The sequence below is a fragment of the Maridesulfovibrio sp. genome (genome assembly GCF_963677005.1).
Taxonomy (GTDB): Bacteria; Desulfobacterota; Desulfovibrionia; order Desulfovibrionales; family Desulfovibrionaceae; genus Maridesulfovibrio.
In genome coordinates this window covers 2648362-2672908 of record NZ_OY781616.1, presented here as the reverse complement: position 1 = coordinate 2672908, position 24547 = coordinate 2648362, and the positions used below count along the sequence as shown (strand labels likewise).

At 52.3% G+C, this 24547-nt stretch carries 22 protein-coding genes; 2 read left to right on the top strand and 20 right to left on the bottom strand.

Annotated features, from left to right (window positions below; translation table 11 throughout):
• Positions 1-486: 486 nt before the first annotated feature.
• The 20 genes from ACKU4E_RS11820 to modA (ACKU4E_RS11725) form a co-directional block, all read right to left on the bottom strand.
• Positions 487-1830 carry a sigma-54 dependent transcriptional regulator gene (locus ACKU4E_RS11820; protein ID WP_320171277.1) on the bottom strand — a complete coding sequence of 448 codons (1344 nt, stop codon included), beginning with the start codon at positions 1828-1830 and terminating at the stop codon, positions 487-489.
• A gap of 3 nt (positions 1831-1833) precedes the next feature.
• The gene (locus ACKU4E_RS11815; RefSeq protein ID WP_320171276.1) at positions 1834-3024 is read right to left on the bottom strand and encodes an ATP-binding protein; all 1191 of its coding nucleotides are present in this window, start codon (positions 3022-3024) and stop codon (positions 1834-1836) included.
• Positions 3024-4166 carry an iron-containing alcohol dehydrogenase gene (locus ACKU4E_RS11810; RefSeq protein WP_320171275.1) on the bottom strand — a complete coding sequence of 381 codons (1143 nt, stop codon included), beginning with the start codon at positions 4164-4166 and terminating at the stop codon, positions 3024-3026. Before ACKU4E_RS11810 ends, ACKU4E_RS11815 begins: the two co-directional genes overlap by 1 nt.
• 98 nt (positions 4167-4264) lie before the next feature.
• Entirely contained in the window at positions 4265-4894 is a 630-nt protein-coding gene (locus ACKU4E_RS11805) for a histidine phosphatase family protein (RefSeq protein ID WP_320171274.1), read from the bottom strand.
• Positions 4891-6027 (bottom strand): DVU_1551 family NTP transferase, encoded by a 1137-nt coding sequence (locus tag ACKU4E_RS11800; RefSeq protein WP_320171273.1) that lies wholly within the window; start codon positions 6025-6027, stop codon positions 4891-4893. Before ACKU4E_RS11800 ends, ACKU4E_RS11805 begins: the two co-directional genes overlap by 4 nt.
• A 3-nt stretch (positions 6028-6030) precedes the next feature.
• Positions 6031-7065: an XdhC family aldehyde oxidoreductase maturation factor gene (locus ACKU4E_RS11795; protein ID WP_320171272.1), complete on the bottom strand. Its 1035-nt coding sequence runs from the start codon at positions 7063-7065 to the stop codon at positions 6031-6033.
• Between the two features lie 15 nt (positions 7066-7080).
• A complete protein-coding gene (locus tag ACKU4E_RS11790) occupies positions 7081-8394 on the bottom strand; it encodes a DVU_1553 family AMP-dependent CoA ligase (protein ID WP_320171271.1) in 1314 nt (437 codons plus the stop codon).
• On the bottom strand, positions 8387-9742 hold the full coding sequence (gene trsS / locus ACKU4E_RS11785) for a radical SAM (seleno)protein TrsS (RefSeq protein ID WP_320171270.1): 1356 nt from the start codon (positions 9740-9742) through the stop codon (positions 8387-8389). Before trsS ends, ACKU4E_RS11790 begins: the two co-directional genes overlap by 8 nt.
• Positions 9732-10196: a DVU_1555 family C-GCAxxG-C-C protein gene (locus tag ACKU4E_RS11780; protein WP_320171269.1), complete on the bottom strand. Its 465-nt coding sequence runs from the start codon at positions 10194-10196 to the stop codon at positions 9732-9734. The genes trsS and ACKU4E_RS11780 overlap by 11 nt, the downstream gene beginning before the upstream one ends.
• Before the next feature lie 142 nt (positions 10197-10338).
• Complete coding sequence (gene trsM, locus ACKU4E_RS11775; protein WP_320171268.1) at positions 10339-11010, bottom strand: DVU_1556 family methyltransferase; 672 nt, start codon at positions 11008-11010, stop codon at positions 10339-10341.
• On the bottom strand, positions 11010-11219 hold the full coding sequence (locus ACKU4E_RS11770) for a DVU_1557 family redox protein (protein WP_320171267.1): 210 nt from the start codon (positions 11217-11219) through the stop codon (positions 11010-11012). The genes trsM and ACKU4E_RS11770 overlap by 1 nt, the downstream gene beginning before the upstream one ends.
• Positions 11219-13492, bottom strand: coding sequence for a pyridine nucleotide-disulfide oxidoreductase/dicluster-binding protein (locus ACKU4E_RS11765; RefSeq protein WP_320171266.1), 2274 nt, complete (start codon positions 13490-13492; stop codon positions 11219-11221). The genes ACKU4E_RS11770 and ACKU4E_RS11765 overlap by 1 nt, the downstream gene beginning before the upstream one ends.
• 498 nt (positions 13493-13990) lie before the next feature.
• A complete protein-coding gene (locus tag ACKU4E_RS11760; RefSeq protein WP_320171265.1) occupies positions 13991-16708 on the bottom strand; it encodes a molybdopterin-dependent aldehyde oxidoreductase in 2718 nt (905 codons plus the stop codon).
• Positions 16709-16775: 67 nt separating this feature from the next.
• Positions 16776-17795, bottom strand: coding sequence for a molybdopterin-binding protein (locus tag ACKU4E_RS11755; RefSeq protein WP_320171264.1), 1020 nt, complete (start codon positions 17793-17795; stop codon positions 16776-16778).
• 577 nt (positions 17796-18372) lie between these two features.
• Positions 18373-19104 carry a Rossmann-like domain-containing protein gene (locus tag ACKU4E_RS11750; RefSeq protein ID WP_320171263.1) on the bottom strand — a complete coding sequence of 244 codons (732 nt, stop codon included), beginning with the start codon at positions 19102-19104 and terminating at the stop codon, positions 18373-18375.
• 28 nt (positions 19105-19132) lie between these two features.
• The gene (locus tag ACKU4E_RS11745) at positions 19133-19804 is read right to left on the bottom strand and encodes an ABC transporter permease subunit (protein ID WP_320171262.1); all 672 of its coding nucleotides are present in this window, start codon (positions 19802-19804) and stop codon (positions 19133-19135) included.
• A gap of 9 nt (positions 19805-19813) precedes the next feature.
• Positions 19814-20533, bottom strand: coding sequence for a molybdate ABC transporter substrate-binding protein (modA, locus tag ACKU4E_RS11740; protein WP_320171261.1), 720 nt, complete (start codon positions 20531-20533; stop codon positions 19814-19816).
• A complete protein-coding gene (locus ACKU4E_RS11735) occupies positions 20533-21237 on the bottom strand; it encodes an ATP-binding cassette domain-containing protein (RefSeq protein WP_320171260.1) in 705 nt (234 codons plus the stop codon). Before ACKU4E_RS11735 ends, modA (ACKU4E_RS11740) begins: the two co-directional genes overlap by 1 nt.
• Positions 21234-21899, bottom strand: a complete 666-nt coding sequence (gene modB / locus ACKU4E_RS11730) for a molybdate ABC transporter permease subunit (protein WP_320171259.1) — start codon at positions 21897-21899, stop codon at positions 21234-21236. Before modB ends, ACKU4E_RS11735 begins: the two co-directional genes overlap by 4 nt.
• On the bottom strand, positions 21899-22633 hold the full coding sequence (modA, locus tag ACKU4E_RS11725; RefSeq protein WP_320171258.1) for a molybdate ABC transporter substrate-binding protein: 735 nt from the start codon (positions 22631-22633) through the stop codon (positions 21899-21901). Before modA (ACKU4E_RS11725) ends, modB begins: the two co-directional genes overlap by 1 nt.
• A 165-nt stretch (positions 22634-22798) precedes the next feature.
• Here modA (ACKU4E_RS11725) and ACKU4E_RS11720 point away from each other — a divergent pair, with 165 nt between their 5' ends.
• Together ACKU4E_RS11720 and tpx are read left to right on the top strand one after the other, a co-directional pair.
• On the top strand, positions 22799-23845 hold the full coding sequence (locus tag ACKU4E_RS11720; RefSeq protein WP_320171257.1) for a TOBE domain-containing protein: 1047 nt from the start codon (positions 22799-22801) through the stop codon (positions 23843-23845).
• Between the two features lie 152 nt (positions 23846-23997).
• Positions 23998-24513 carry a thiol peroxidase gene (tpx, locus tag ACKU4E_RS11715; protein WP_320171256.1) on the top strand — a complete coding sequence of 172 codons (516 nt, stop codon included), beginning with the start codon at positions 23998-24000 and terminating at the stop codon, positions 24511-24513.
• Positions 24514-24547 lie beyond the last annotated feature (34 nt).

Below are 24547 nucleotides of genomic sequence, written 5' to 3'. Positions count from 1 at the left end.
TTATTAACGTTTTCTATAAGGCAAATCGCGTGCCAAAAGTTAAATGTGTGTAATTTTAGTGTCTTGACTGTTACGACTCTGTTTTGCTGTGCATCATTGTTGTATTTTGTGTGCCTCCTGTATAGGTTTTTTCTATGTGAAAAATTTAACAAGATTGGCAAAAGTGTTGTCTTGCAAGGTCCGCCGAGGCGGTGTGTCGTTTTGAACCAGCTATATCACTCTGTGTGTCAGATAGAACTTATGCTTCGTTGGGCATATTAAAGTGAAAAAAAGTACATGCGCAATGCAACTCTTTTTAAAATGCTTAATGTTGCGTTGATTGACGCATCAAGAAGCATAGTCTGCTCAATGTATCATATTTAAATTGTATTGTGGTAGAAAAAAAACGCCCCGGAGGTACCGAGGCGCTTTTTTCTTTCAAAGGACGGACAGAATTTTGTGTCAGCAGATGCTTGATCCTGTCCGGCTGTTATGGTGGGCAGGAAATCAGAGGTTGTATTTGTCTATCTTGCGGTAGAGTGTTTTGCGTCCTATGCCGAGAGCCTGTGCGGCTTTCTGGCGGTTGCCGTTGAAGAAATCAAGCGCCTTGATGATGTGTTCGCGCTCCATGCGTTCAAGGGAGAGTATCCCGGCTTCACCTTCTCTTTCGGGCTGGTCGGCAATTTCCTTGGGGAGGCAGGAACAGGTTATGACGTTGTTCTCGGCCAGAATGATGCTCCGCTCAAGAACGTTGCGAAGTTCTCGCACGTTCCCGGGCCAGTGATATGAAAGCATGCACTGCATGGCTCTTTCACTGACATTGTATTCACCCTGACCCATCTGCAGTCCCATTTTGTGCAGGAAAAAATCTATCAGCAGGGGGACATCCTCCCGGCGGTCCTTAAGTTCCGGCAGGCTGATGTTGAATACGTTTATGCGGTGGAAGAGAGCTTCGTGGAATCTGCCTTCCTCCACTTCCATGGCAAGATTGCGGTTGGTGGCGAACAGGAACCGGATATCCACGGTGCGCTCATCTTTTTCCCCTACGCGGCGGAAGGTGTGCGCTTCAAGTACCCGGAGGAGGGACGCCTGCACTTCAAAAGGAAGTTCGCCGATCTCATCCAGAAAAAGAGTGCCGGTGTGCGCGAAGGTCATAAGCCCGTCGCAGTTTTCCGTAGCCCCGGTGAAAGATCCCTTGGTGTGGCCGAAAAGTTCGCTTCGGGAAAGTTCCTTCTGGAGGGTTGCACAGTTTTTTACGATCATCGGCTTGGCGGAACGAAGGCTCGCGCAATGAATGGCGTGGGCTACAACGTCCTTACCCGCTCCTGATTCTCCGGTGATGAGTACCGGTACATTGGTCGGGGCAACCTTGTTTATCAGGTGGCGTATCTGCTTTATGGGTGCCGAGCTTCCTATGAGCTGGGAACTGGCCGTATCACACTGGTGAGAATGCTTGTAGCTGCGGTTTTCCCGAGTCAGACAGACTCTCTGCCAGGCCCGGTCCACGACGAGTTCCACTCTGTCGATACGGAACGGTTTGGTTATGTAGTCGTAAGCCCCTATGCGGATGGCTTCCACTGCATTATCGATGTTGCCGTGGCCGGTTATGAGGATAACTTCCACATCCGGCTCCATATCCTTGAATTCGGTAAGCAGTTCAAGGCCGTCCCCGTCCGGGAGACGGATATCGCAGACAATGACTTCGTAACGCTCCTTGCGCACCATTTCCCTGGCTGTTTTAGCACAGTTCGCAGTGTGCACGATCCGTTCGGAACTGCTTAGTTCCTTACCGAGCAGTTTGAGAATGGACTCTTCATCATCAACAACAAGGATTCTATATGTCTCGGGCATTTATCAACTCTCACTGGTGGGAAACCTGACCGTAAAGCAGGATCCTATTCCCACTTCACTGTCCACGATTATTTCACCGCGGTGTTCTCTTACAATGTTGTAGCAGGTGGAAAGGCCGATGCCTATTCCTCGTCCTACTTTCTTGGTGGTGAAGAACGGCTCGAAGAGCATGTCCCTGTTGTCTTCGGGAATACCGCATCCGGTATCACATACTCTCAGGCCGACATGGTCGCCATCCACGAATGTCTGCACTGAAATATCGCCTTTTTTTTCTACCGCATCGACCGCATTGGTCAGCAGGTTGAGGACGACCTGTTTCAACTGTGCCTCATTTCCGTAGATGTGCTGCAACGATGCCTTCAGGTCCAGGGTAAGGTTTATGTGCCTGTAACGGCGGAACTGGTGATCCAGCAGCCGCAGTGTATCCCTGGCAACCTGGTTGAGGTCCACCGGCAGAAATTCCGATTTTACAGGGCGGCTGAAGGAAAGCAGGGTTTTGACTATATCCTGGCAGCGGAGGCATTCTTTTAAAATGGTGTTGGTGTAGTCATAGAGGTCTTCGGCAAGGTCGTCCGGTATGGCCTCGTCCAGCCTGGTCAGCCTGCGCTGTATGCCTTCGGCAAAACCGGCAACAGCCGCCATGGGATTGTTTATTTCGTGTGCCACCCCGGCGGCCAGAACCCCGATGGTGGCCATTTTTTCAGCCTGATAGAATTTGGCCTGATATTCTTTTTCCATAGTAACATCGCGCTTGAAAATGAGTATCCGGTTTTCTTTTATGTCCGGATTTCGCAGCGGTGAGGCCACCATGTCGAACTGCATGTTCTTGCCGTCAATGCGGAAAATGGCCGTATCCCTGCATACCGAGTTGGTGGACAGAGACTTGAAGGCCGGGCATTCCGCGCAGGGTCTGTTCGTGTCCCTGAACAGGGAATAGCATTTCTTACCTATAGGGTTGACGCCGGGGAAGAGTCTTTCAAAAATTCTGTTGACCGAAATTATTTCCATATTTTCGGACAGTACCATCATCACGTCGGTAATCCCGTCGAGAATGGCTGTTATTTCGCAGCGCTGGTCCTCGGATTCCCGGTTGATCTCCTTCAGTTCCTTGATGTTCTGCTGCAATTCCTGAAAGAAGTTGAGTTTGTGGTGTTCAATGCCGATGAGATCGTGCAGATTGGTCTTGTTACCCATTACCATACCTCTTCACATATCTTGAGAAGATCCTGCCATTTTGTCGCTCTGGGGTTGGGCACGGAACACGCGTCCTGAACCGCCAGTCTGCAGATTTCCTCCATGTGGTCATTATCCGGAACGATCTTGCGCAACTGCATCGGAATACCCAGCTCCGCGAACATCATATATAGAGTGTCGCTGAGGGATTTCTTGCGGTCGCTTACCGGAGCAGGGCAGCTTTCGTATATTGCGTGGGCTATTGTGGCCATTTTGCGTTCACAGCTTGGCTGATTGAATCTTACCACGGCCGGAAGAAGTATCGGCAGGGTCATGCCGTGGGTTACATCGTACCGGCCGCCAAGTGAATGGGCCAGCGCATGCCCGACTCCGAGGCCTGCGTTGCTGAAGGACATACCGGCAGCGGTACTGGCGATTGAGAGATTCTTGAGGGCTTCCCTGTCCTTGGAGTTCGCTGCGGGTTTGATGTTTCCCGCAATCAGCCGGATTGCGGTCATGGCCTGCGATTCCGTGAACGGAGATGCCAGCAGTGATACATAGGATTCTATTGCGTGGGCCAGAGCATCCACTGCCGAGGATAGAATCAGTTCCCGCGATTTGGTGACCAGCAGGTCCGGGTCGATGATGGAAATGTTGGGCACCAGCGAGCGGCTGATGATGGACATCTTTACCTGGCGTTTCTTGTCGGTAATGATGGCGTATTGTGATACGTCCGATCCGCTTCCTGCCGTGGTGGGAATAAAAATCATGGGCGGCAGTGGGTGGCTGATGCGGTTTGCCCCTTCATAATCGTGAATATTGCCGCCGTTGCTTACAATGGTGGCAATTCCTTTGGATGCGTCGATGGGGCTTCCGCCGCCGAGGCCGATGATCACATCAGCCTTGTTTTCCCGGTAGAGCTTCGCGCCTTGCTGAATCTGGCTGTCCCGGGGGTTGGCGGTTAATTCATCAAAGTAAATGCAGTCGAGTTTGGCTTCTTCCAGAATCTCGCGAATAACCTGAACCCACCCTGATTTTTCGATACCTTTGTCGCTTACGAGCAGGACTCGTTTGCCACCCAGTCGCATGGCGCATGAGGCCAGAAACTGGATACTGCCGTTCCCGAAAATTACTTCGGGGATGGCGAATTTGGTTATCTGCATCGGCCTCACTCCGCTTTGTTAATTATGTCTAATTTACTATAAAAACTGTTTTTATTTATTCTCCGCCCGGAATAAAAAGAAGTCAAGACCCTTGAGAATCAGCGTTGCTTCGGCACTATATTCTCAAGAAATCCGGAGAGGTCCGATCCTGGCGGAAGATTGAAACCGCTGACTGTGAACCCCTTTTTCCCATTTTTCAGAACGGTGGCATGGCAATGGGATGGAACAATCCCGAATATGTTTTCCAGCGGGAAATCGAGCACCAGCTGCATTATCACCCGGATGACTCCTGCATGGGTAATCAGCAGAGCCGGGAGTTTTTCTTCTGAGAGTTGTGCCAGCATGGGAGAGACCCGTTCCCGCAGATCAAGAAAGCTTTCCCCGCCGGGGGGGCGGTAGCCTGCGATATTGCGTCCCCGTTCCTTATAGCCTTGAGGAAATCTGGATTTGATGTCTTCAAATGAAAGGCCGTCCCAGTCTCCCAGATTTATTTCAGCCAGCGCGGAACAGGGGCTTATTGAATTTGAGGATTTTTTTTCTATCAGCCGCGCGGTGTGCATTGTGCGGTCCAGCGGACTGCTGAGGAATGTTCTGAATCTGATCCCGGAGAGTGCCTCGGCCAGCATATCGGCCTGAAGTTTTCCGTTTTCGGAGAGAGGGAGATCCGTCTGTCCTATGGCTCTGCCTCCGGCGTTTTCCGCTTCTCCATGCCGGATTAGAACGATCATGAATTACCTTGGGACATGTGTTGGATCAGGTAGGACGGCATTTCCGCTTTGGCTTCTTCTTCGTAGCGCTTGAGCAACTCCTTGGCTCTGTGCAGACGCCCTGTTATGGCTGCAACGGCTTCCGGGTCATCCTTCCAGCGTTCCAGCGTTTTGCCGTAACGTTCATCCAGAGTAACCAGCCTGGTTCCCTGAAATAATTTGTCCGCCAGAAAGACAATTTCCTGTTCTGTGAGGGGAGATTCCGGTTTGATGTCTGTATCGCGATGTGCGGCCACGATGTCTGCAATGCCCGAAAAACCGTATCCTGTAAGTATTGCTGCGCCTGCGGCCTCGTGATTTCTTTTGAGTTTGGCCACGTCATGCAGAAGTGCGGCGCTTTTTACCGTGCTCATGTCCAGGGGTTTGTTTGAATTTCTGGCTGTGTTGAGGGCTTCCGCCATCAGACAGGCTGCATCGGCCACTGTTTTGCAATGTTCTCTGGTCTGCAGCGGAGTTTCGGCCAGTTCCCACAATGCCTCGCATTCTTCGGGAAGGGGAATGCGTCGCCGTGAGATATTGCAGGCCTTATCGTAATCCGCAGGGGTATCCAGATCCCTCAGTATTCCGAGGTCCGGCATGTGCCTGTCCCTGGCCTTATCTTCATGTTTTTCGAGAATGGTCCGCAGCCCTCCGGTTCCGTCGTGGGCAATGATTTCCGGTATGAGTTCTGCGCTTATTAGCGGAGGATGTCCCCTTTCCCCTTTGAAACAGGGGTAGATTACATCGGTGGGGTCAGCCACAAAGTCGAAGGTCAGGGCGCGGATAGTGGATGGACGTATCAGCGGGATGTCCACCGGCAGTACCAGAAAGGCGGCAGCATCTTCCGGCAGGGCTTTGACCCCGGCCTTGACCGATGAAAACATTCCCTGCTCAAAATCCTTGTTGTATACTTCGTGCATCCCCATGGACACGGCTTCCGCACCTACTCTATCCGCCATATGTCCTGTGACCACGAACACATCCGATGTTCCGCCGTCCACCAGTGTTCGGATACAGCGTGAAAGTACCGTGCTGCCGTCCAGAGGAAGCAGAGCCTTCAGCTTTCCCATTCGCGACGAGAGACCCGCCGCCAGTATAAGTCCATAAATTTTCATAAATTATCCGGCACGGTTCTGGATTAATTCAGCCACGATGGATACAGCTATTTCCTCCGGGGTCTGGGCACCTATGCTGAGTCCTATGGGGCAATGGCAGCGGTCAATTGAATCCTGTGAAACCCCTTCGGCAAGCAGTGCATCATATATGGCGTTGCGCTTCTTCTTGCTGCCGATCATACCGACATATCTGGCCGGTGTTTTCAGTGCCTGACCAAGGACTGTTTTGTCATGCAGGTGTCCGCGTGTTACTATTATTACGAACGAGTTAGCATTAAGCTCCAATCCTGAAAAGCAGTTTTCAAAGCCGTCCAGAACATGTATCTCTTCTGCTGTGGGAAAGCGGCCCGCATTTGCGAACTCGGCACGGTCGTCCAGCACAACGGTACGGAAATTCACTGAAGAGGCCAGCGCTGCAGTGGGACGGGATACGTGTCCTGCGCCGAATATGAAGAGTTCCGGCTGGGGGATGCATGCTTCAGCCACCAGAAGAACTTCGCCGCATTCCTCAATAACCGGTGTCCCCGATTTGAGAGCTTCCTCCAGAAGTTTTGTGGCCTCGGCCTCATCGGCAAAGAGCAGGGCCGGGAGTTGACAGCAGGGACGTACCGCTTCACGTTCCCTCACCGTGTTCCCGTCAATGGCAGTGAACATCACGGCATGTTTTCCCTTGCTCATGGCTTCGTCCACAGCAGTGAAGGCGGCAATTGTTTTTTCGTCTGCCGGCAGATGTTCCAGCATGACCGATACATGCCCCCCGCAGATCATATCCGCGTTGGCGGCCAGTTCGTTTGAAAGATCGAACTCCTTGAAGAATACGGAACCATGCTGTCCGTTGAAAAGTCCGGCCGCTTCCTCCTGGGCCAATGCCTCCACAAGCCCGCCGCCGATGGTTCCCTCTATCGACCCGTCACTGCGGACCATCATCTTGCTGCCCGAAGAGCGGGGTGTTGAGCCGGAGCTTTTTACTATTGAAGCCAGAACCAGGTCTTTGCCCGATTCAAGGTCTGTCCGGATACAGCGAATGAGTCTTTTCATGTCAGCAGTCCTTCCTCAGATTGTTGTTATGGCTCTTTTCCCGAAGCCCGAGCCGATTTTGCCGTCACACCCGGAAAGTCTTGTCTTCACCTTTAAATTGAACAGTTCCGATGCCTGCTTTATTTTAGGATAGGCTAGTATGCTTTTCCGGATTTCTGCATGACGGCGATGACCGGGCAGCAGGTCCAGAGCTATCTCAAGCTCCAGTTCATGAAGCTGATATACTGTTTTGAAATCGAGCACATCCCGGTGTGACAGGATGATGCCGTTCAGTTCATTCAGGGTCAGTTTTTCCCCGGCAGGCAGAGTAATTCCATCCCCTATTCTGCCCTCGACAGGACCCAGCCTGCGCAAAGGCAGCCCGCATCGGCAGCTACCCGGAAGTATGAAGCCCGTATCACCGGTCCGGTATCTGATCAGCGGCATGGCCCGGCGCGACAGCGTACTGATCACTATTTCCCCTTTTGTTCCGTCCGGGACAGGCTTCCCTGTTTCAGGCGCCACTATTTCGACATAAAAATCAGGTTCGCGCAAGTGCATGCCGGAACCGGGGCAGCAATCCACTCCACCGCCCAGACATGTCTCGGTCATGCCCCAGTGAGTAAATATTCTGCATCCGAAAACATCGGTTATGGTCTGCATGCATTGTTCGGGAAGAACGTCCCAGCAGAGCAATACCGATTTTACGTGGCTGATACAAAGCCCCTGACTTTTTGCCAATCTGGCCAGAGCATGTATCTGAATAGCGGGACCCAGTATGCAGCTTGCATGGGAATCGAGAAGCAGATGCAGAAGGTTCGGTATGTGGGACGGATCAACCGGGAGGACCGTCTCTCCACCAAGGCGCGAGATGGATTCCGCGAAGAGTGATCCCACCCCGCCAACCCGTGAATCGGGAAGGACAGCCAGGATCGTCTCCCCCTTCTCCAGCATGGGAGTCATTCCGTAACTGAAAAATTCAACAGTTCTTTCCAGGTCCCCGGCAGTGAAAAAAAGTCTTTTCGGGGCTCCGCTTGATCCTGAGCTGGCCAGCGTCACGGCTCTGGCCACCTCGTCCTGTGATACGCACAGAAAGCTCTCGGGACAACCCCTTAGATCATCTGCGGTTGTGAACGGAATCATGCTCAGATCGGTCTGGGAATGTACTGACCCGGTTTGAACTCCGGCCAGCCTTTCTCTATAGAAGGGAGAATTTTTGGAGGCGTGGAACATGGTGTTGCGGAGTTCGCTGAACTGCCATTCCTGCAGTTCGGCGGCAGAAACCGGTTCCAGTTTCTCCTCCCGCCCCATACGCACATTTAGCCATTTCCCCAGAGGCCGGTCAGTCATCAAGAACTCTCCTGTACAGAGTTGAGCCGTCCATAGCTGTCAGGTTGTAGGCACAGAAGGGGATCAGGTCTCCTTCCGGCGAGGCAACGTGGATGCAGCATCCTTTCAATCTTTCAAGGTCCAGCGTCCATGCGTCCTGAAATGCCATGCCCGAAACAGCCAGAATGTGCGTTTTGGCCCGGTTGAGAAATCTGTCAAGGTCGTCAACCGGTTCTGTTTCCTTGCAGCCGCAGCTTTTTTCCGGGGCAGCCCACTGCCGACGCACAAACGCTTTGGACTTGTCCGCTCCTTCCGATGCCGGACGAGGCGTGCAGCATCCTTCTTTTTTGGCGGAAAGTTTTTTCAGGCTGCCATCCTCCATAACCAGATAGTTGGCGTGAAAAGAGCAAAGGGAATGCTCGCATCCGGGGGGCATGAAATCTGTTTTATGTACTGCGCCTCCAGACTGTTCTTCCAGTGCGGTCATTATTTCGGGCAGGGTGATGCGCATTTCATCGGTAGGAGCTTGCGGGTAACGGCCGAAGTAGCTTACCGGCTGAAAATGAACCCCGCGGACACCCGGTGAGTATGAAATCGCAAGTTTCAATATTTCACCGATGTTGTCGTCATTGACATCCGGGACAACAGTTGGAACCAGCACCACGCCTATTCCGGCAGCGGTCAGGTTTTCTATGGCCATGATTTTATCTTCAAGCAGAGCACGTCCCCGGATGGTGCGGAAAATATCGTCACTTGTTCCGTCGAACTGCAGGAATACGGAATTGACTCCCGCTTCGGCCCATTTGTCAGCCAGACCGTGCTCGCGGGCCACTCGCAGGCCGTTTGTGTTTACCTGTATAAATGGAAAGCCGTGCTTTACGGCCATTGCTGCTATTTGCGGGAGATCATCTCTAACGGAAGGTTCTCCCCCGGAGAGTTGCAGGTTGCATGGCCCGGCCTGGGCTCTTACCCTGCGTAAAATTTTGTCCAGTTCATCAAGTGAAGGATCCGGAGCGACCGGTTTGCCTGCCGAAGCAAAGCAGACCTTGCAGGCCAGGTCGCATCTCCAGGTTATTTCCACAAGGGCGGTGCAGGTATGCTGGTTGTGATCGGGGCACAGTCCGCAATCGAACGGACAGCCTTTGCGCACATCCTCGCCTGTAACCGGCGGAGTTGAAGGGATTTTCGGACGCGACCATCCTTCGAATGCAGGTTCTCCGCGCCAGAAAGGAGTGCTGAAGCTTCCGTGTTCCGGGCATTTCTTTATGATTCTAGCCTCGCCGTTTTCCACTACCCGTCTGGCCGGGATTTTTTTGAGACAGACCGGGCACAGGGATTCGGTTTCCTGAATATTGAAACTAATATCCATCCGTTTCATCCCTTCCCTCGTCCGGGTTGAATCCTGCATCAAGCAGAATATTTATCAACTGGGCGTAGCTTTCACCCAGCAGCTTCCCGCAGGTGTCAGGATTGGGCGTTCCGCATTCTCCGTCCAGAATTTTTTCACAGGTGAAACCGCCGTACTCAGCTGCGGTTTTTTCATGGAACCATTCCCTGAAATTTTCAATCAGCAGAGGCAGCTGTTCGTCCGCCTGTTCGTAGTCCGTCCCTTTGCCTGCATAAAGTCCCAGTGCGCAAATCCCGCCGCTCAGGATGCCGCAGGTCCCGGAACAGTCTCCCATGCCGAGGCACAGCCCTTGTGCGGCCCGGACAAGATCGGGGCTTTCCCGTTGCATGTTTTCAAGGCACAGCAGGATGATTATCTGGGCACAGCAGTAACCTGAGCCATGAAGTTGAAGTATGCGAAGATCTGTATCGTTCATGATTTTCTCCATTAGAGAATCCAAAGGGTATTATCATTTTATGCTTACCATTGCTCTGAGGCCGGAAGCGAACTTCTTTCCTGCGGGTAACTGTCCTGTGCCTAACGGCGGCAAGATCAAATTATTGAACGGCCTAAGCGCATCAGAACCTGTTCATTTCGGCAATCATAAGCATGTAGCCGGGTCTCCGGCAGCAGTTCCCGGTCAGCCGGAAGTCGGGCTCGCCTGCAAAGATCAGTCTTGCCGCCAGTTCTGCCAGCAGTTTGGAGTGGTCTTCAAGGGCGGCTATATGCATTCCGCAGGCATACAGGTGTTTTTCTGTATTGTTGAGGTCCAGAGGAGAGCTTGCGCAGGAACATTTGAGGTCCGTTGTCTCTTCTCCTTCCCCTCGCTGGTAGAGATCGGTTATGATCAGTTTTCCGTCTTTTTTCAGGATGCGTGAGAATTCTGTTATGCATTTCTGCTGGTCGGGCATCAATGAAAGGACGCATTCGCAGAACAGGGCATCAAAAAAAGAATCCGCACAGGGAATGCAGGATGCTTCTGCCAGAGTCAGCGGCAGGTCGCCGGGAGCCTCGGAAAGCTGCCGTACCGAATTGTCTATGCCGCAGGCGTCAAAACCGTGCTCGGAACGCAGGTGCTCAACCGTAGCTCCCAGCCCGCATCCCACATCAAGCACTCTGGAACCGGACGGTATACGGGCCAGATCCACCGCCCTGTCGGTGAGGGCAAATCCGCCGGGCCGCAGAGTTGATCCGGCCGTATCCCGTAAAACGGTCCGCTCCCAGAGCGGCACAGCAGACGGATTCTGCATCACTTGTCCTCCAGCAGCCTTTCCACCTGAGCCATTTTGCCCAGGGCCAGCTGTTCGGGGATGAGTACCATTCCGCATACCGGACATACCGGCAGTTCCACGTTGAACCTGCTGTCCAGATATTCCAGCTCCACCGGAGTCGGCTGCAGCGGTTTCCCGCAACAGGTCCAGGAGGAGAAATCCTCGTCAAGAACTTTCAGGGTGCTCATTAAACACCTCCCAGTATGTGCATGCGGTGTGACCAGACCCTGTGTACCAGGTATCCGCCGTCCGCGTTGTCTTCATATTCCACCCAGTAGGTAACGATAACCGGGCGGTGATGGATCAGTTTATGTCCGGTCTGCGTGTTTTCCATTACCTGTCCGGATTCCCGTTTTGCCGCGAATGTTTTCTGTACATCGGAAAGCAGAATCCTGCGTTCTTCCATCATTTTTGCGGCATCGGGAGTAAATTCAATTTTTACGGATTCATAATCGTTGCGCGGTTCCGGATTCTCATTCCAGATTTCCTTCAGCAGCATCTCCCTGAGTCGGACCCGGTTTTCTCTGCGTTCGGAATAACCCGGAGCAGGGCGGCCCGCAGGATCACTGCTGCCTGACGGAAACAGAATATCCAGCATGTGGAGACAGCGTTTTCCGGATTTGGCCAACTGGTCGCGGCACATGGCACAGTAGGTTATGCCGTCATCGGTGAGTTTTTCACCCCTGCGCCGGGCCACTGTTTCGGAAAGAGAAGGGTTGGCGCTCGCGAGAAGTCCGCCGAAGCCGCAGCATTCCGTACTTGTGCCGGACAGTTCCGGTTCGTTGAACGTGATGTCGAGGCTGCTGAGCAGCAGGCGGACATCGTTCATAAGCACCTGATTGTTCCTGGCTGTGCAGGGGTCCTGAAGTGATAGTTTCAAGGACTGCTCAACTTGGCTGAATGAATCTGTCTTTTCGGCCAGCACCGACCACAGTGATTCTATTTCCGCCTGCGGGAGTGCTTTGGCCAGGGTTTCCAGACAGGATGGGCAGGCGGCGATGATGCCGGGCCGTCCCAGTTTTTCCCATTCTTCGGAGAGTGACTCGGATTTACTGCCGAACATTTCCTTTTCCCCGCCCCAGTCGGCAGGGGCACCGCAGCAGCGGAGCATCAGACCTGTTTCGCCGTCAACATTGGCGCGGATATATTCATAGGCCCGTTTTACCGCTTCCGGATCAGAAGCCGTCAGCTGACAGCCCGGAAAGAATATCCGGTTGCTGGAATCCGTTCCCGGTGCATGGCGGACCAGCGCACAGGACGGGCCGTCTGCAAATTCCATGTCGCGGAAAGCGAATTCATGAAGAGAAGGCGGCATGTGCCCCTCCTCAACAAGATTATGGCGGGCCTCCATGCAGAGGTCCTGCATCGCGAAGTTTTCAGGGCAGACCTGTTCGCACAGTCCGCAGAGCATGCAGGAGTTGATCAGGTCGTTTGCCTGACGCGTGCCCATGACGATGGCGGAGTTATTGTAAATCTGTCTGGCGTAGACCTTCGGATAGCTTTTGAAATTTTCAAGATATGCACAGTTGTGGACGCATTCCAGACATTCGCACAGAATGCAGCGGCCTGCTTCTTCAAGGGCCTGCTCTGCGGAATAACCTTCTGCGGGAACTGCAACCGGAGAAACCGGTTCGACATTGCTTATGTTGGTGAAAAGGCGGGTTTCAAAGGGATCGTCTCTGTCTCTGCCCGCAGTCAGCGAAGCTCCCTGCAGAACTCTTTCGATGGAGAGTGCTCCCTTGCGGCCGACAGCGATTTTTTCTATCGGGGATTTTTCTTTGATTCCGGGGGATGCGAATAGAAATTCCTTTTCTGTTTTCAGGGTGGCAGGGTCGACATTATTCAGGCCCATACTTTCTGCAGTGCAGGCAAACGGGTCCACAAACACGGCATCGAATTCATCCAGCGCACCGAATATCGCCTCCGGCACGACAGAAGTGTTTTCTGCCAGGGAGACATTCATTTTCTTGAGCTGGGCAATTTCCTGCTTGAGGAAGTCTATTTTGACTGAGCCCTGCGGCAGCAGATCGAACGCTTCAAGGCTGTCGCCGCAGAAAAGGGTAACGATAAATCCCTTTTTGCCGAGGTCCCATGCGGCCCCCAGTCCGGCAAGACCGGCACCGAATACGGCGATTTTTTTGCCGCGGGCAGGCAGAGCTCGAACCGGCGGAGTACGTTTCGCGTTATCAGCGCAGAATCTTTCAAGGGCGGCCATTTCTATGCCGCCGCCTCTCTCTTCGCGAAGACAGCTTTTGCTGCATACGCTGTCACAGATGCGGGCCGTGATCGATGGCAGCGGCATTGTCTTGCAAAGAACCGCCCAGGCTTTGTCCACCTGACCTGAGGCAAGCTGTTTGCAGAATTCGCGTCCGTCCACATGAAGAGGACAACCTGCTTTGCATTTCGGAGGTTCTTCCTGAGTGCAGCGAGCTTCCCATAAACGTAAATCTTTTTGGTTCATATGTCTTATGCCTCCGCCTGCCTTGTTTTTGTTGCTTAGTGAAATTTAATTGTTCCGGCTGCTGTTCCGGGGATAGATTTTTGCCGCTTGGCCTCATCTGTAAATTCTGGGGCAGCAATAAGTCTCAATTCTTGCCTTGATGTTATTAATGATATTATAAATCTATACCAAAATTGTCAAAAAATTATACGCAGGTTCCTAACTCTCTTACCCGCAGCACACAATTTTTAGTAGGACAATTGTGCGTATATTAAGGGCCGCGCCACGTTCTCCGGGATGTGCAATCCATACCTAATAGGTGTGTAATATCATGAGCGGTATCCGGCCGGTGTTATTTAACTCCGGTTGTGAGGATTACCCATATTACAGCTTTCCACGCTGAAGAACAGTAAGCTACTTTCTGTAAAAAAGCCATGCCCGGCTGATTGATCTACTTTCATGCCGGTAACAGTACGGCCCCGGATGTAAACATCCGGGGCCGGTATTCAGGTCAGTTAATTAGCCTTTGAGGGCAGCAAGAACCTTCTCGGGGTAAGCCGGGATCTGGGTAATGCGTGCGCCGCAGGCGTGGTAGATTGCATTGATGATAGCCGCATGAGGTGCGGTGAGAGGCATTTCACCAATACCGGAAGCACCGTGGGGACCATCGGGGCGTACGGTTTCAACATAGATGAGTTCCATGTCGTCGGGGATCATCTTGATGTAAGGGAATCCTGCGCCGACCATGGTGGAGTGCTTCTTGATATCTTCATAGTCCTCGGTGAGGGCCAGACCGATACCCTGAGCGATACCACCGAACATCTGTCCGTCAACAACGAGTTTGTTGTTGATCGTACCGATATCTGCAACGAGCAGTACTTTTTCAACATCGGTTTTACCAGTGGCTATTTCTACTGCAACACTGGTAACGAAGAGACCGTACATGTAGTTGCTGAAGGGGTTGCCCTGTCCGTTTTCATCGCAGTCGGTTGCGGGGGCAGTCCATTTGCCGCTGTAGTGGATGTCTTTACCTGCAGCGATCATTTCATCGTAAGTCATGAAGGAGTTGTCGGATTTACGCATTGCATCCATGAGGTTGCGGCATGCTGCGATAATTGCATTACCGATAACAACCTGGGAGCGGCTTCCGCCTGCGGGACCGCCGTTCGGGCAGTAGCGGGTGTCGTTCATGACCAGATGGATCTGGTCGGGAGTAAGACCCAGAGGACGCAGAGCTTCGTGAGCGGTTCCGAGAACACCCATATCAGCGCCCTGGCCGTGGTCCTGCCAGCATGCGAACATGGTTACAGTACCGTCAGCATTAAGTTCGATTTCGGTTTCTGCTGTGTCAGGACCGTCGAGACCGCAGCCGTATACACCAAGGGCGATACCGACACCGCGTTTGATTTCGTCGGTGGACTTTTCAGCGGCAACCTTTTTCATTTCTTCGTATTTGGGACGGGCGAGGTCGAAGATTTCTTCGAGGCTCATTACTTCAGGAACCTGTCCGGTCGGTGTGGTGGCACCTTCGCGGTAGATGTTCTTGTAGCGGATATCGAAAGGATCCATGCCGAGCTTTTCAGCAAGTTCGTCCATCAGAAGTTCAGAACCGAATTCGGCTTCAGGTGCGCCGTATCCACGGAAAGCGGAACCCCAGCAGTGGTTGGTGCAGACGGTGCGGCCGATACCGCGAATGGAGCGGATGTCGTAACCGGCACCGATGTACTGGGCACCGCGCAGAGTCAGCAGGTCACCGAATTCAGAGTAGGGACCGTGGTCGCAGATCCAGTCGGTTTCCATGGAGAGGAGTTTACCTTCTTTGTCTGCGGCGTAACGAACAGTGGTGAAGAACGGTGAACGCTTACCGGTGTAGGTCTGCTGCTGGTACCATGTGTAGTTCAGGTAGACGGGTTTGCCGGTAGCGAGGCAGGCTGCGCCGACCAGTGCTTCCATGGTGGGGGAGAACTTGTAACCGAAGGTACCGCCTGCATAGTTCTGGACCATGATCAGGTTTTCCATTTCAACGCCGAGGCCGGGAGCGATCATTGCGCCATGCAGGTGCAGGCCGATGGATTTGGAATGGATGCAGAGTTTACCATCGTCATCAAGATAAGCGAAACCTACATCAGGTTCGATGGGCATGTGCGGCTGACGGCTGGTGTAGTAGTCGCCTTCAACAACGGCAGCTGCGTTTTCGAAGATGGGAGCGCTGTCTTCGCCCTTGGCGATCTTCTGTTCAAAGTAGACGTTGGGTGTGCCGGGATGGATTTCGATGGCGTCTTCTTCCATGGCGGCATACGCATTCATGTACTCAGGCAGCTGTTCAAGTTCAACTTTGACCTTGGAGACAGCATCCTTGGCGTGCTTTTCAGTGTCTGCGCAGACAATGGCGATGGCGTCACCGAACTGGAAGACCTTTTCATCGCAGAGGATGGGACGGTCCCAACCGTCACCCTTGTTGGACGGGAAGGTAATCAGACCGGTAATGCGGTTTTTACCCTTGACGTCTTTGTAGGTAACAACTTTTTCAACACCGGGCATTTTTTCAGCTTCGCTGGTGTCGATGGAAATGATGTTAGCGTGGGAAACTTCTGCCTGTACAAGGGCGCACTTAAGGGTTCCTTCAGGCATTTTCAGGCCGAGGTCAGCACCGTAGTCCAGAGTACCTGTGACCTTGGCGACAGCGGTGGGACGGGGATATTTGGAACCCCAGATGCGGCCGTCTTCGGGAAGCTTGAACATCAGGTCGTCAATCGACATTTCGCCGCGCATTACTGCTGCTGCGTCCATAACAGCGTCAACCAGCTGTTTGTAACCTGTGCAGCGGCATGCGTTGCGGTGTTTCTGGAACCAGTCGCGGATATCTTCGCGGGTAGGTTTGGGATTGGAAGCGAGCAGGCCGTAAGTGGAAACAATGAAACCCGGTGTGCAGAAACCGCACTGAGCAGCGCCGTGGGCCATCCATGCAACCTGGATAGGATGCATGTTGGCGGGGGTGCCGATACCTTCCGTTGTGAGGATTTCAGTGTGATCTGCAACACGTTTCATCTTCAGGTTGCAGGTACGTTTTACTTTACCGTCGATAAGGACGGAGCAGCTTCCGCACTGTCCGGTTCCGCAGCCGATCTTTACGCTGGTCAGGCCCAGTTTTTCGCGCAGAACGCTGGCGAGGGATTCATCATTGTCGCAGATAACGAATTTCTCTACGCCATTGACTTTCAGAGTCCGTTTGATCATGAAAAAAACCTCCTTAAATTACTGCTGTTTTTTATTCCCAGACGCCTTGCGGACGTCGTGCTTTCCTTTATTTTCCAAAGGAACAGAGCGGATACCGACAAGTGTCGCATCCTGCGCAGAAGCCGCCGTGGCCCAGTTCGGCTATTTCATTGCGGGAGGGACGTTCGCCGGCGACAATCCGCGGAACAATCAGATCGAAAATGCTTGCACGGAAGTACATTACGCATCCCGGCAGTCCAACGATGGGCACACCGTTTAAGTATGCGAGCATGAACATTACGCCGGGAAAGGTAGGTGACCCGTAGGTTACAACTTCCGCTCCGGTGGCTCTGATGCTTGAAGGAGTCTGGTCGTCGGGGTCGACACTCATTCCTCCGGTCAGAACCACCATTTCCGCACCTTCTTCAATTGATTGAAAAATGGCACTGCAGGTCATTTCCGGGTCATCACTCACGAATGTCTGGTGAATGACTTCAGAGTTGAGCTGCGAAAATTTTTTGCGGATTACAGGACCGAATTTGTCCTTGATTCTGCCGTGATAGACTTCGCTTCCGGTGGTGATAAGGCCTACTTTGAGATTGCGGAAAGGTTTGACACTGACGATGGGACCGCATTCCCGACAGATTTCTTCCACCTGAATAACCTTGCTTTCGTCTACAACCAGGGGAACCACGCGGGTTCCGGCGACATCTCTAGGTTCAGTTATCTGGATGCCGTTGTGCATGGTGGCAAGTACCACTTCGTCGATCGAGTTTATCCGGTTGAGGGCTTCAACATTGATCGAAAGCAGGCCGGGCGAAGCTGTCATGTTAATGCGGCCTTCGCATATTTCAGTCAGTGTAATTCCCGGCCCAGCCGCTGCCTTGGCTATTCTTTCGGCGGCGGTATTTTCATGCAGCTGCCCTTCTTCCAGGGTCAGGATGTAAATGTGCTCCTTACCTATTTCGAGCATTACCGGGATGTCGTCAGGGGTGATGATGTGCCCTTTTCTGAAAGCCGGCTCCTTGCATTCGCCGGGAACTATGCGAGTCATGTCATGACAGAGAACGTTGCCGATGGAGTCCTGTACAGGAACTGTTTTCATCATGTGTTAAGGCTCCGGGTGTTGAAAATGGTAACCAAATTGCTCCCGGCAGAATCAACCGCCGGTTGGCTTAAGAATCATGAATCTATCAAAAAAGACATAATTTTTGGACATAACAGTCTGTAATTATGTAAAAAACAGCTTGTTGATCTTATGTCCTGGCGGATGAGAATGTAATGTCTATTTGAGCCGGGGCTGAAATATTCGGAAAGGAAAACATGCTCAGTCCACTCGTACGGGATCGCACTCGTGTTGCTATCCTGTAGGGTACACTAAGCAAAATTAGGTCCAAAATGGCATATTAAATAAAAACAAAGAGTTGGAGAATTATGTGGATTGCAAACTGGATCATTAAATTTTTGTGAAAATTGCAAGGAGCGGCTCAATCAAAAATTATATCAAATATAATCTGTGAAATTGCGCATAAAAAAAGGGCGTAAAGAAGGTGTGTCATTCAGACACAGTATTAAATGACGTATGTGTCAGATGCATACGCCTTTTAACCTGTTTCAGAGGGGACCGAGCCGGTTTTTCAGAACCGACCCGGCCAGGTAAAGGGAGGGGTGAAATTTAATTATTGTTAATCGCTCTGGCAGCAGAATCTCTCCCAGCCCATCATATCCGCTGCCGCGGCAACGGTTGTTCCGAAGAATATGGTGGGCTTGTCATCACGCAGGAAATTTCCCAGCGTATCGTTAACAATGGTTGACCCGGTGACAACCAGAAGGTTGACATCGTCCAAGACCTCCGCCGTGCTGTCCGGTCCTTCAACGGTAATTCCGCACTTGACCGTACCGATATTATCCGGGTCGAGATCAACTATGCGCATATTGAAGCGTCCGGATAAAACCTTGATCATGGCCGGCTGATACCCGACCAGCCCGAGTTTAGGCGCGCCGTACTTGTCTGCAATGTAATCGGCCAGTTGCGGCGCACACAGGGCAGGACCTTCATCCTTGCAGTGGATCGTGCGTTCCGTATTTCCCAGGCTGCGCTGAACCGCATTCAGCGCGGAAACGAAAATGGCTCTGCGAAAATTGTTTTCCAGTTCCATTTCGGCTATTTCGCGCAGGCTGGTGTTGAAATTTCCGAATCGGTCGGTAAAAGCCTGACCCTTGGAACCGCGAAAATCCGCTTCCATCAGCCTTTCCTTCCCTCTGAGAAGGGGGAAATCGTCGCCTTCGGGGTTGCCGATGGCTTCCTCCGTGCTGAGGGTCCTTGCCGTTACGTCAATGTTTTCGTCAAGAATACCGGCTTCTTTCCAGATGTCGTAAGCTCTGGACTGAATTTCCTTTAATACTGATTTGCTCATTGTTCTTCCTTAGTATCGTTGGTGCTTATTATGAATCGGACACTTTTTTGAGTATCGTAAAAAGGGAGACAGATGCAATGCCGATTATTATGGAAAGCACCGCGGCCCTATCGAATTCCCCATTGAAAACAGCATTATATATTTCCAATGAAAGAGTGTTTGTTCTGCCGATAACATTGCCGCCCAGCATCAGAGTCATTCCTACCTCTCCAAGAGATCTGGCCAGAGCCAGAAGCAGCCCCGCCATGATGCTTCTCCTCGCGCAGGGGAGCAGTACCCGGAAAAAGATGACTGTGTCCGATTTGCCAAGCACTGCGGCAACTTCAGTCAGTTTTGCCGCTTCAGCAGATTTCAGGTCCGCCTGTACCGGTTTTACCAGCAGGGGAAGTCCTGCTACAAACCCGGCCACAACCAGGCCGGGGAAACCGAAAATTATGTTATCTCCGAAAAGTGCCGAGGCCGGTCCGTTGCGTCCCAGCAGGAGCAGCAGTACGAACCCTGTGGCTACCGGCGGAAACACCAGTGGCAGTGTTACAGCCGTATCTACCAGATTGTGCAGCAGTCCCCTTTTTCTGGCCAGCCAGAAGGCCAGCGGGACCCCTGCCAGCAGCTGCAGGGTTCCCGATGCGGCCAGAACTTTTGCAGAAAGGGTTAGGGGAGTAAGTGTTGCACTGTCCGTAAGGATCGCTGCTAAATCCATTTCATTCGCCTACATCCCATGAGCTGCGACAATTTTGCGGGCAGCGTCTGTTTTCAGAAAGTCCATGAACTGGACGCATTCTTCAGGATGTGTGGACTGGGACATCTGTTCCACTATAATGGTTATGGGCGTGTATGCCGATTCGTCCACAACCACGAATCCACCGATTGAATTTTTGATTTTGCGGGCATGGGTCATGTTGATAAAAGCGTAGTCCACTTCTCCTGCGACAACGTAGGAAGCCGACTGCGGTACCGTGGCAACCATGAGCAATTTCGGTTCTACCTTATCAAACACACCCTTGGTGTGCAGGTACTGCATGGCAGCTTTGCCGTAGATGGCCCGTTTGGTGTCAGGGAGAGCTATGCGTTTAACATCGGCTGCAAGCAGATCGTCAACACCGGTAAACTTGCTTCCTTTCGGAAATGCGATAACAAGTTTGCCCCGGCCAACTTTCTGCTGTGCGCAACAGTCCAGTTTCGACTTGTCGAGAAAACTCTTGTCGCCCAGGACCATGTCCACGGTTCCGCTGTTTTTGGCCTGTGCGGTTACACGGGCCATGTTGCCGTATATCCGTTCAACCTCATTACCGGTTTTTGCTGTATATGCATCGGCAATCTTGTCTACCAGCGAACGGTAACCGGCGCCGGAGGCAATGACTATTTTTGCCTGTGCTGCTGCGGGGATGCTTAATGCCAGCAGAAGCAGCAGCAAGATTATTTTTTTCATTACATGTTCTCCACGAGTTCAAGATGCGGCTTTTGATGGTTGGAATTGCAGAACCTGTTCTTCTGGCGTTCCAGCCACTGCGGTGAAGGCTTGCCGTTTTCCATTACGAATATTGAGTCGGCCAGATAGAAGGCTTCCTCAAGGTCATGTGTCACGTGTATTATGGGGATATTCAGTTCGCTTTTCAGGTCCAGGAGTTCTTTGCGAAGGCCTTCTCTGGTTGCTATGTCCAGAGCGGAAAAGGGCTCATCAAGCAGCAGCAGTACCGGTTCCCGTGCCAGAGCCTGGCAGAATGCCGCTCTCTGGCGTTCTCCGCCGGAGATGTTGGCAGGCTTGCTTTCCGCAATGTGGGATATCCCGAATTTCTGCAGCAGGCCGGAAACACATTCCGGGTCCACTGCCGCAAAAGCAACGTTCTTGCGGACGTTGAGGTGGGGGAACAGGGTGTACTCCTGGAATACCAAACCCAGCCCTCTTTTGCGCGGGGGGAGGAACTGCTTGCTATCCGTATCACACCAGACGGTGTCTTTCAGGGAGATGAAGCCGGAGTCTGGCTTGTCAAGACCGGCGATGATGCGTACCAGGGTACTTTTGCCGGCTCCGGAAGGTCCTACAATCGCGGTAAGAGTTCCCGGTTTACATGCAAGGGAGACGTCCAACGCAAAGTTGGGCAGCTGTTTCCTGATCTTGAGGGTCAGGGTCATGATCTTCTCCTGCTTACTTTATTGAGATGATTGATTGCAAGAAGAGCCATAAAGCTGACCGGAATTATTGACAGGGACATATACAAAGCGTCATCATAACGCATGGCCTCTACTGCTTCGTAGATCGCGATGGATGCCACTTTGGTCGACCCGGGTATGCTTCCCCCGACCATCAAGATAACCCCGAATTCTCCGAGGCTGTGGGCGAAGACCAGCATTCCCGAAGCCGCCAGGCCCGGAAGGCTGTTGGGCAGCACAACCCTGAAAAACGCAGCCGCTGGACTAAGGCCCAGCACGGCGGCGTTTTCAAGCAGTCGGATGTCCAGCTTCTCAAAGGCGGCCCTCATGGGCTGCACAGCGAAAGGCAGATTGTAAATCATAGAGGCGAGCAGGATGCCGGAAAAACTGAAAACCATACGCTCTCCGGTAAGGTCTTTCCATAGTCCTCCCATCGGTCCTTGGGGACCCATCACGACGAGTAGTCCGAAACCAAGGACCGTGGGAGGAAGCACCATTGGGAGAGACACAACAGCATCAATCAAACTCTTGCCTCTGAAGTCAAAGAAGGCCAGCAAGTAGGCTGTTGGTGCGGCCACCACCGGAATAAAAAGAGTAGTGGCCACAGCCAGTTTTGCTGATATATAGAGAGGATAAAAGTCCATTAGTCATAACCGTATTTTTTCTTGATAGCCTGGACTGCAGGGCTGCTCAGGAATTTTACGAATTTCGCTGCGGCTTCCTTGTGTTCGGAAGATTTGAGTACACAGGCAGCCTGGATAACCGGAGGAGCTTCGGTGACAACACTGAAGCTGCCGCTTTTGCCCTTGGGTGTGAACATGGAAGAGTAGGCACAGAAACCGGCGTCAGCTGCGCCGCTGGATGCGAACTGGAATACCTGTGCGATGGACTGGGCGTATACCAGTTCAGACTGCATTTTATCCCACAGGCCGACTTTCTTGAGAGCCGTCATTGCGGCTGTTCCGTAAGGAGCTGTTTCCGTATTGGCAATGGCTATTTTGTGCAGTTTTCCGCTTTCAAGGGCTTTTACCCAGCCGCTACCGGCGCTTTTGTGGTTAAGGGACCAGAAAACAACCTTTCCTTTGGCATATACGAAGGGTTTTTCTGCCAGTCCGTCCTTGAACAGCTTCTGGGGGCGGCGCTCGTCTGCTGCAAGAAAAACATCAAACGGCGCACCGTTGGTGATCTGCCCGTAAAGTTTTCCGGTAGAAGTATAGGTTGCTTCTGCTTCAAGGCCGGTTGCTTTTTTGAATGCGGGAATGATTTCCTTCATTGCGGGCATGAAGTTTGCGGCCTGTGCGACCATGAGATCGGCAGCCTTGGCGGAAAGGGGCAGCGCCAGAAGCAATACCAGAATCAGTAAGGGAATGCGTTTCATTTTTATCTCCATTTTCAAATTGAGGTCTTCCTGAATTGGCTTTATCAGTGTCTTATCCTTAAGCGAGGATGAGTCTCTCCTTCAAACCGGTCACGTATTTTTTGAAAAACGTGACTATCGGGAGGGATATTCAGGAGTTGGCATCTTACGGGACAGTAGGACATTATGAGTAGTGAAAGTAAACTTTCTCCATCGGAAGTATTTGATGTTCCAGGGAATATCCGGCATCTGGACACTCGTGAACTTGCCGCGCTGGAAGAGGAATTCCGGCTGTGGCGGGACAAGGTCACGCGTGCCGATTATGTCAGATCCCGTACCAGAGTTTTCTGTCTTTTTCTGATCCTTAGACATACCGGCGCCAAACTCGGCGAAATTATCGGCCAGGATGAGCGTAAAAATATTGATCTTTCCAGAGCGGTGATTTTATTGGGCCGCGAAGGACAGCAGCGGGAAGTGCCTCTGCCTCAGTCTGTTTGCCGTGAGTTGCGGCTTCTTATCAACGGCCCCAGCGGGGCAGGAATAGAAGGGCAGATTTTTCAGCTTGATCCGGGATATGTGCGCCGTATTTTTTATGACAGGGCAGCTGCCTGCGGATTTGAACGGCAGTTGGGGGCTCCGAGTGTGTTGCGCAAGTCCAGAGCGGTTGAACTCCTGCGCAGCGGAGTTCCGCTTGGGGTTGTGCGCAAGGTGCTTGGGCACTCCTCTACCGACCTTGCGGGATTTTATCAGGAATGGTCGGCCAGTGACGTCAAGAATATCGTTCGGCGCATGGCTCTTGAAGAAAGTGCGCTCAAGACCAGTGCGCGTAATACTTTTGTCGGGCACGTCACCCACGTGCGCAGGGACGGCGTTCTGGCGGATGTTGAATTCGTAACGGCTGACGGTTTGACAATAGATTCTGTTATTACGCTTGAAAGTCTCTACCGGCTGGATCTTGAATCCGGTTCGCCGGTCTCGGCAACCATCAAGGCCCCGCTGGTGGGAATAAAGCCTTTGAAAGAGAAATGCACTCTGGCGCGAAACACTATTCCGGCCACAATTACCTCCATAAAAAGGACGGAGGTTCTGGCCGAGGTGGTGGGAGAATCGGACAGCGGAGTTCCCATGTGTGCCCTCGTGACCTCGTGGAGTATTGACGAAAAGGGTTTGCGCGAAGGGGATAGGGCCGAGTTCTGTTTCAAGGCCTTATCCGTGGTCCTTTATTCCGTGTGACGCCTTTTTGTTTCATGTAGGCCCAGTGCGCAGGGGCTTGGAATTCAATAGGAGTTGCTTCGTGGGATTATAATTTCAGATCATCGTTGTCGGAAGTTTTTCCCTGTGCTATATATCTATCAAATTCTGCATAAATAAATGGAGTATTAATCATGAAAGAAAGAACAGGTGTAATAACTTTCCAGGGCAACCCTCTTACTCTGGTTGGCGATGAAATCAAAGTCGGCGCAAAGGCTCCGGACTTTACTGTCGTGGATAACGGTCTGGCTCCGAAAAAACTGTCTGATTTTGCCGGGAATGTGCTTATTCTCAGCACGGTTCCTTCGCTTGATACCCCTGTCTGCGACATGGAAACACGCCGGTTCAATACCGAGGCTTCCAAGCTTGATGCAGGCATCAAAATTCTGACCGTATCCATGGACCTGCCTTTTGCTCAGGCCCGCTGGTGCGGAGCAGCCGGGGTTGAAGCGGTTCAGACCCTTTCCGACCACATGTCCGGTTCCCTGGGCGAAGGCTATGGAGTTCTTATCAAGGAGCTTCGCCTGCTCAGCCGCGCACTTTTTGTCGTGGATAAAACCGGTACGGTACAGTATGTCCAGTATGTAAAGGAAATAACCGAAGAACCCGATTACGATGCAGTGCTCGCCGCTGCCGCGAAACTTGTTTAATCCGGTCCGGAAGTATAATCCGGTGCAGGACTGT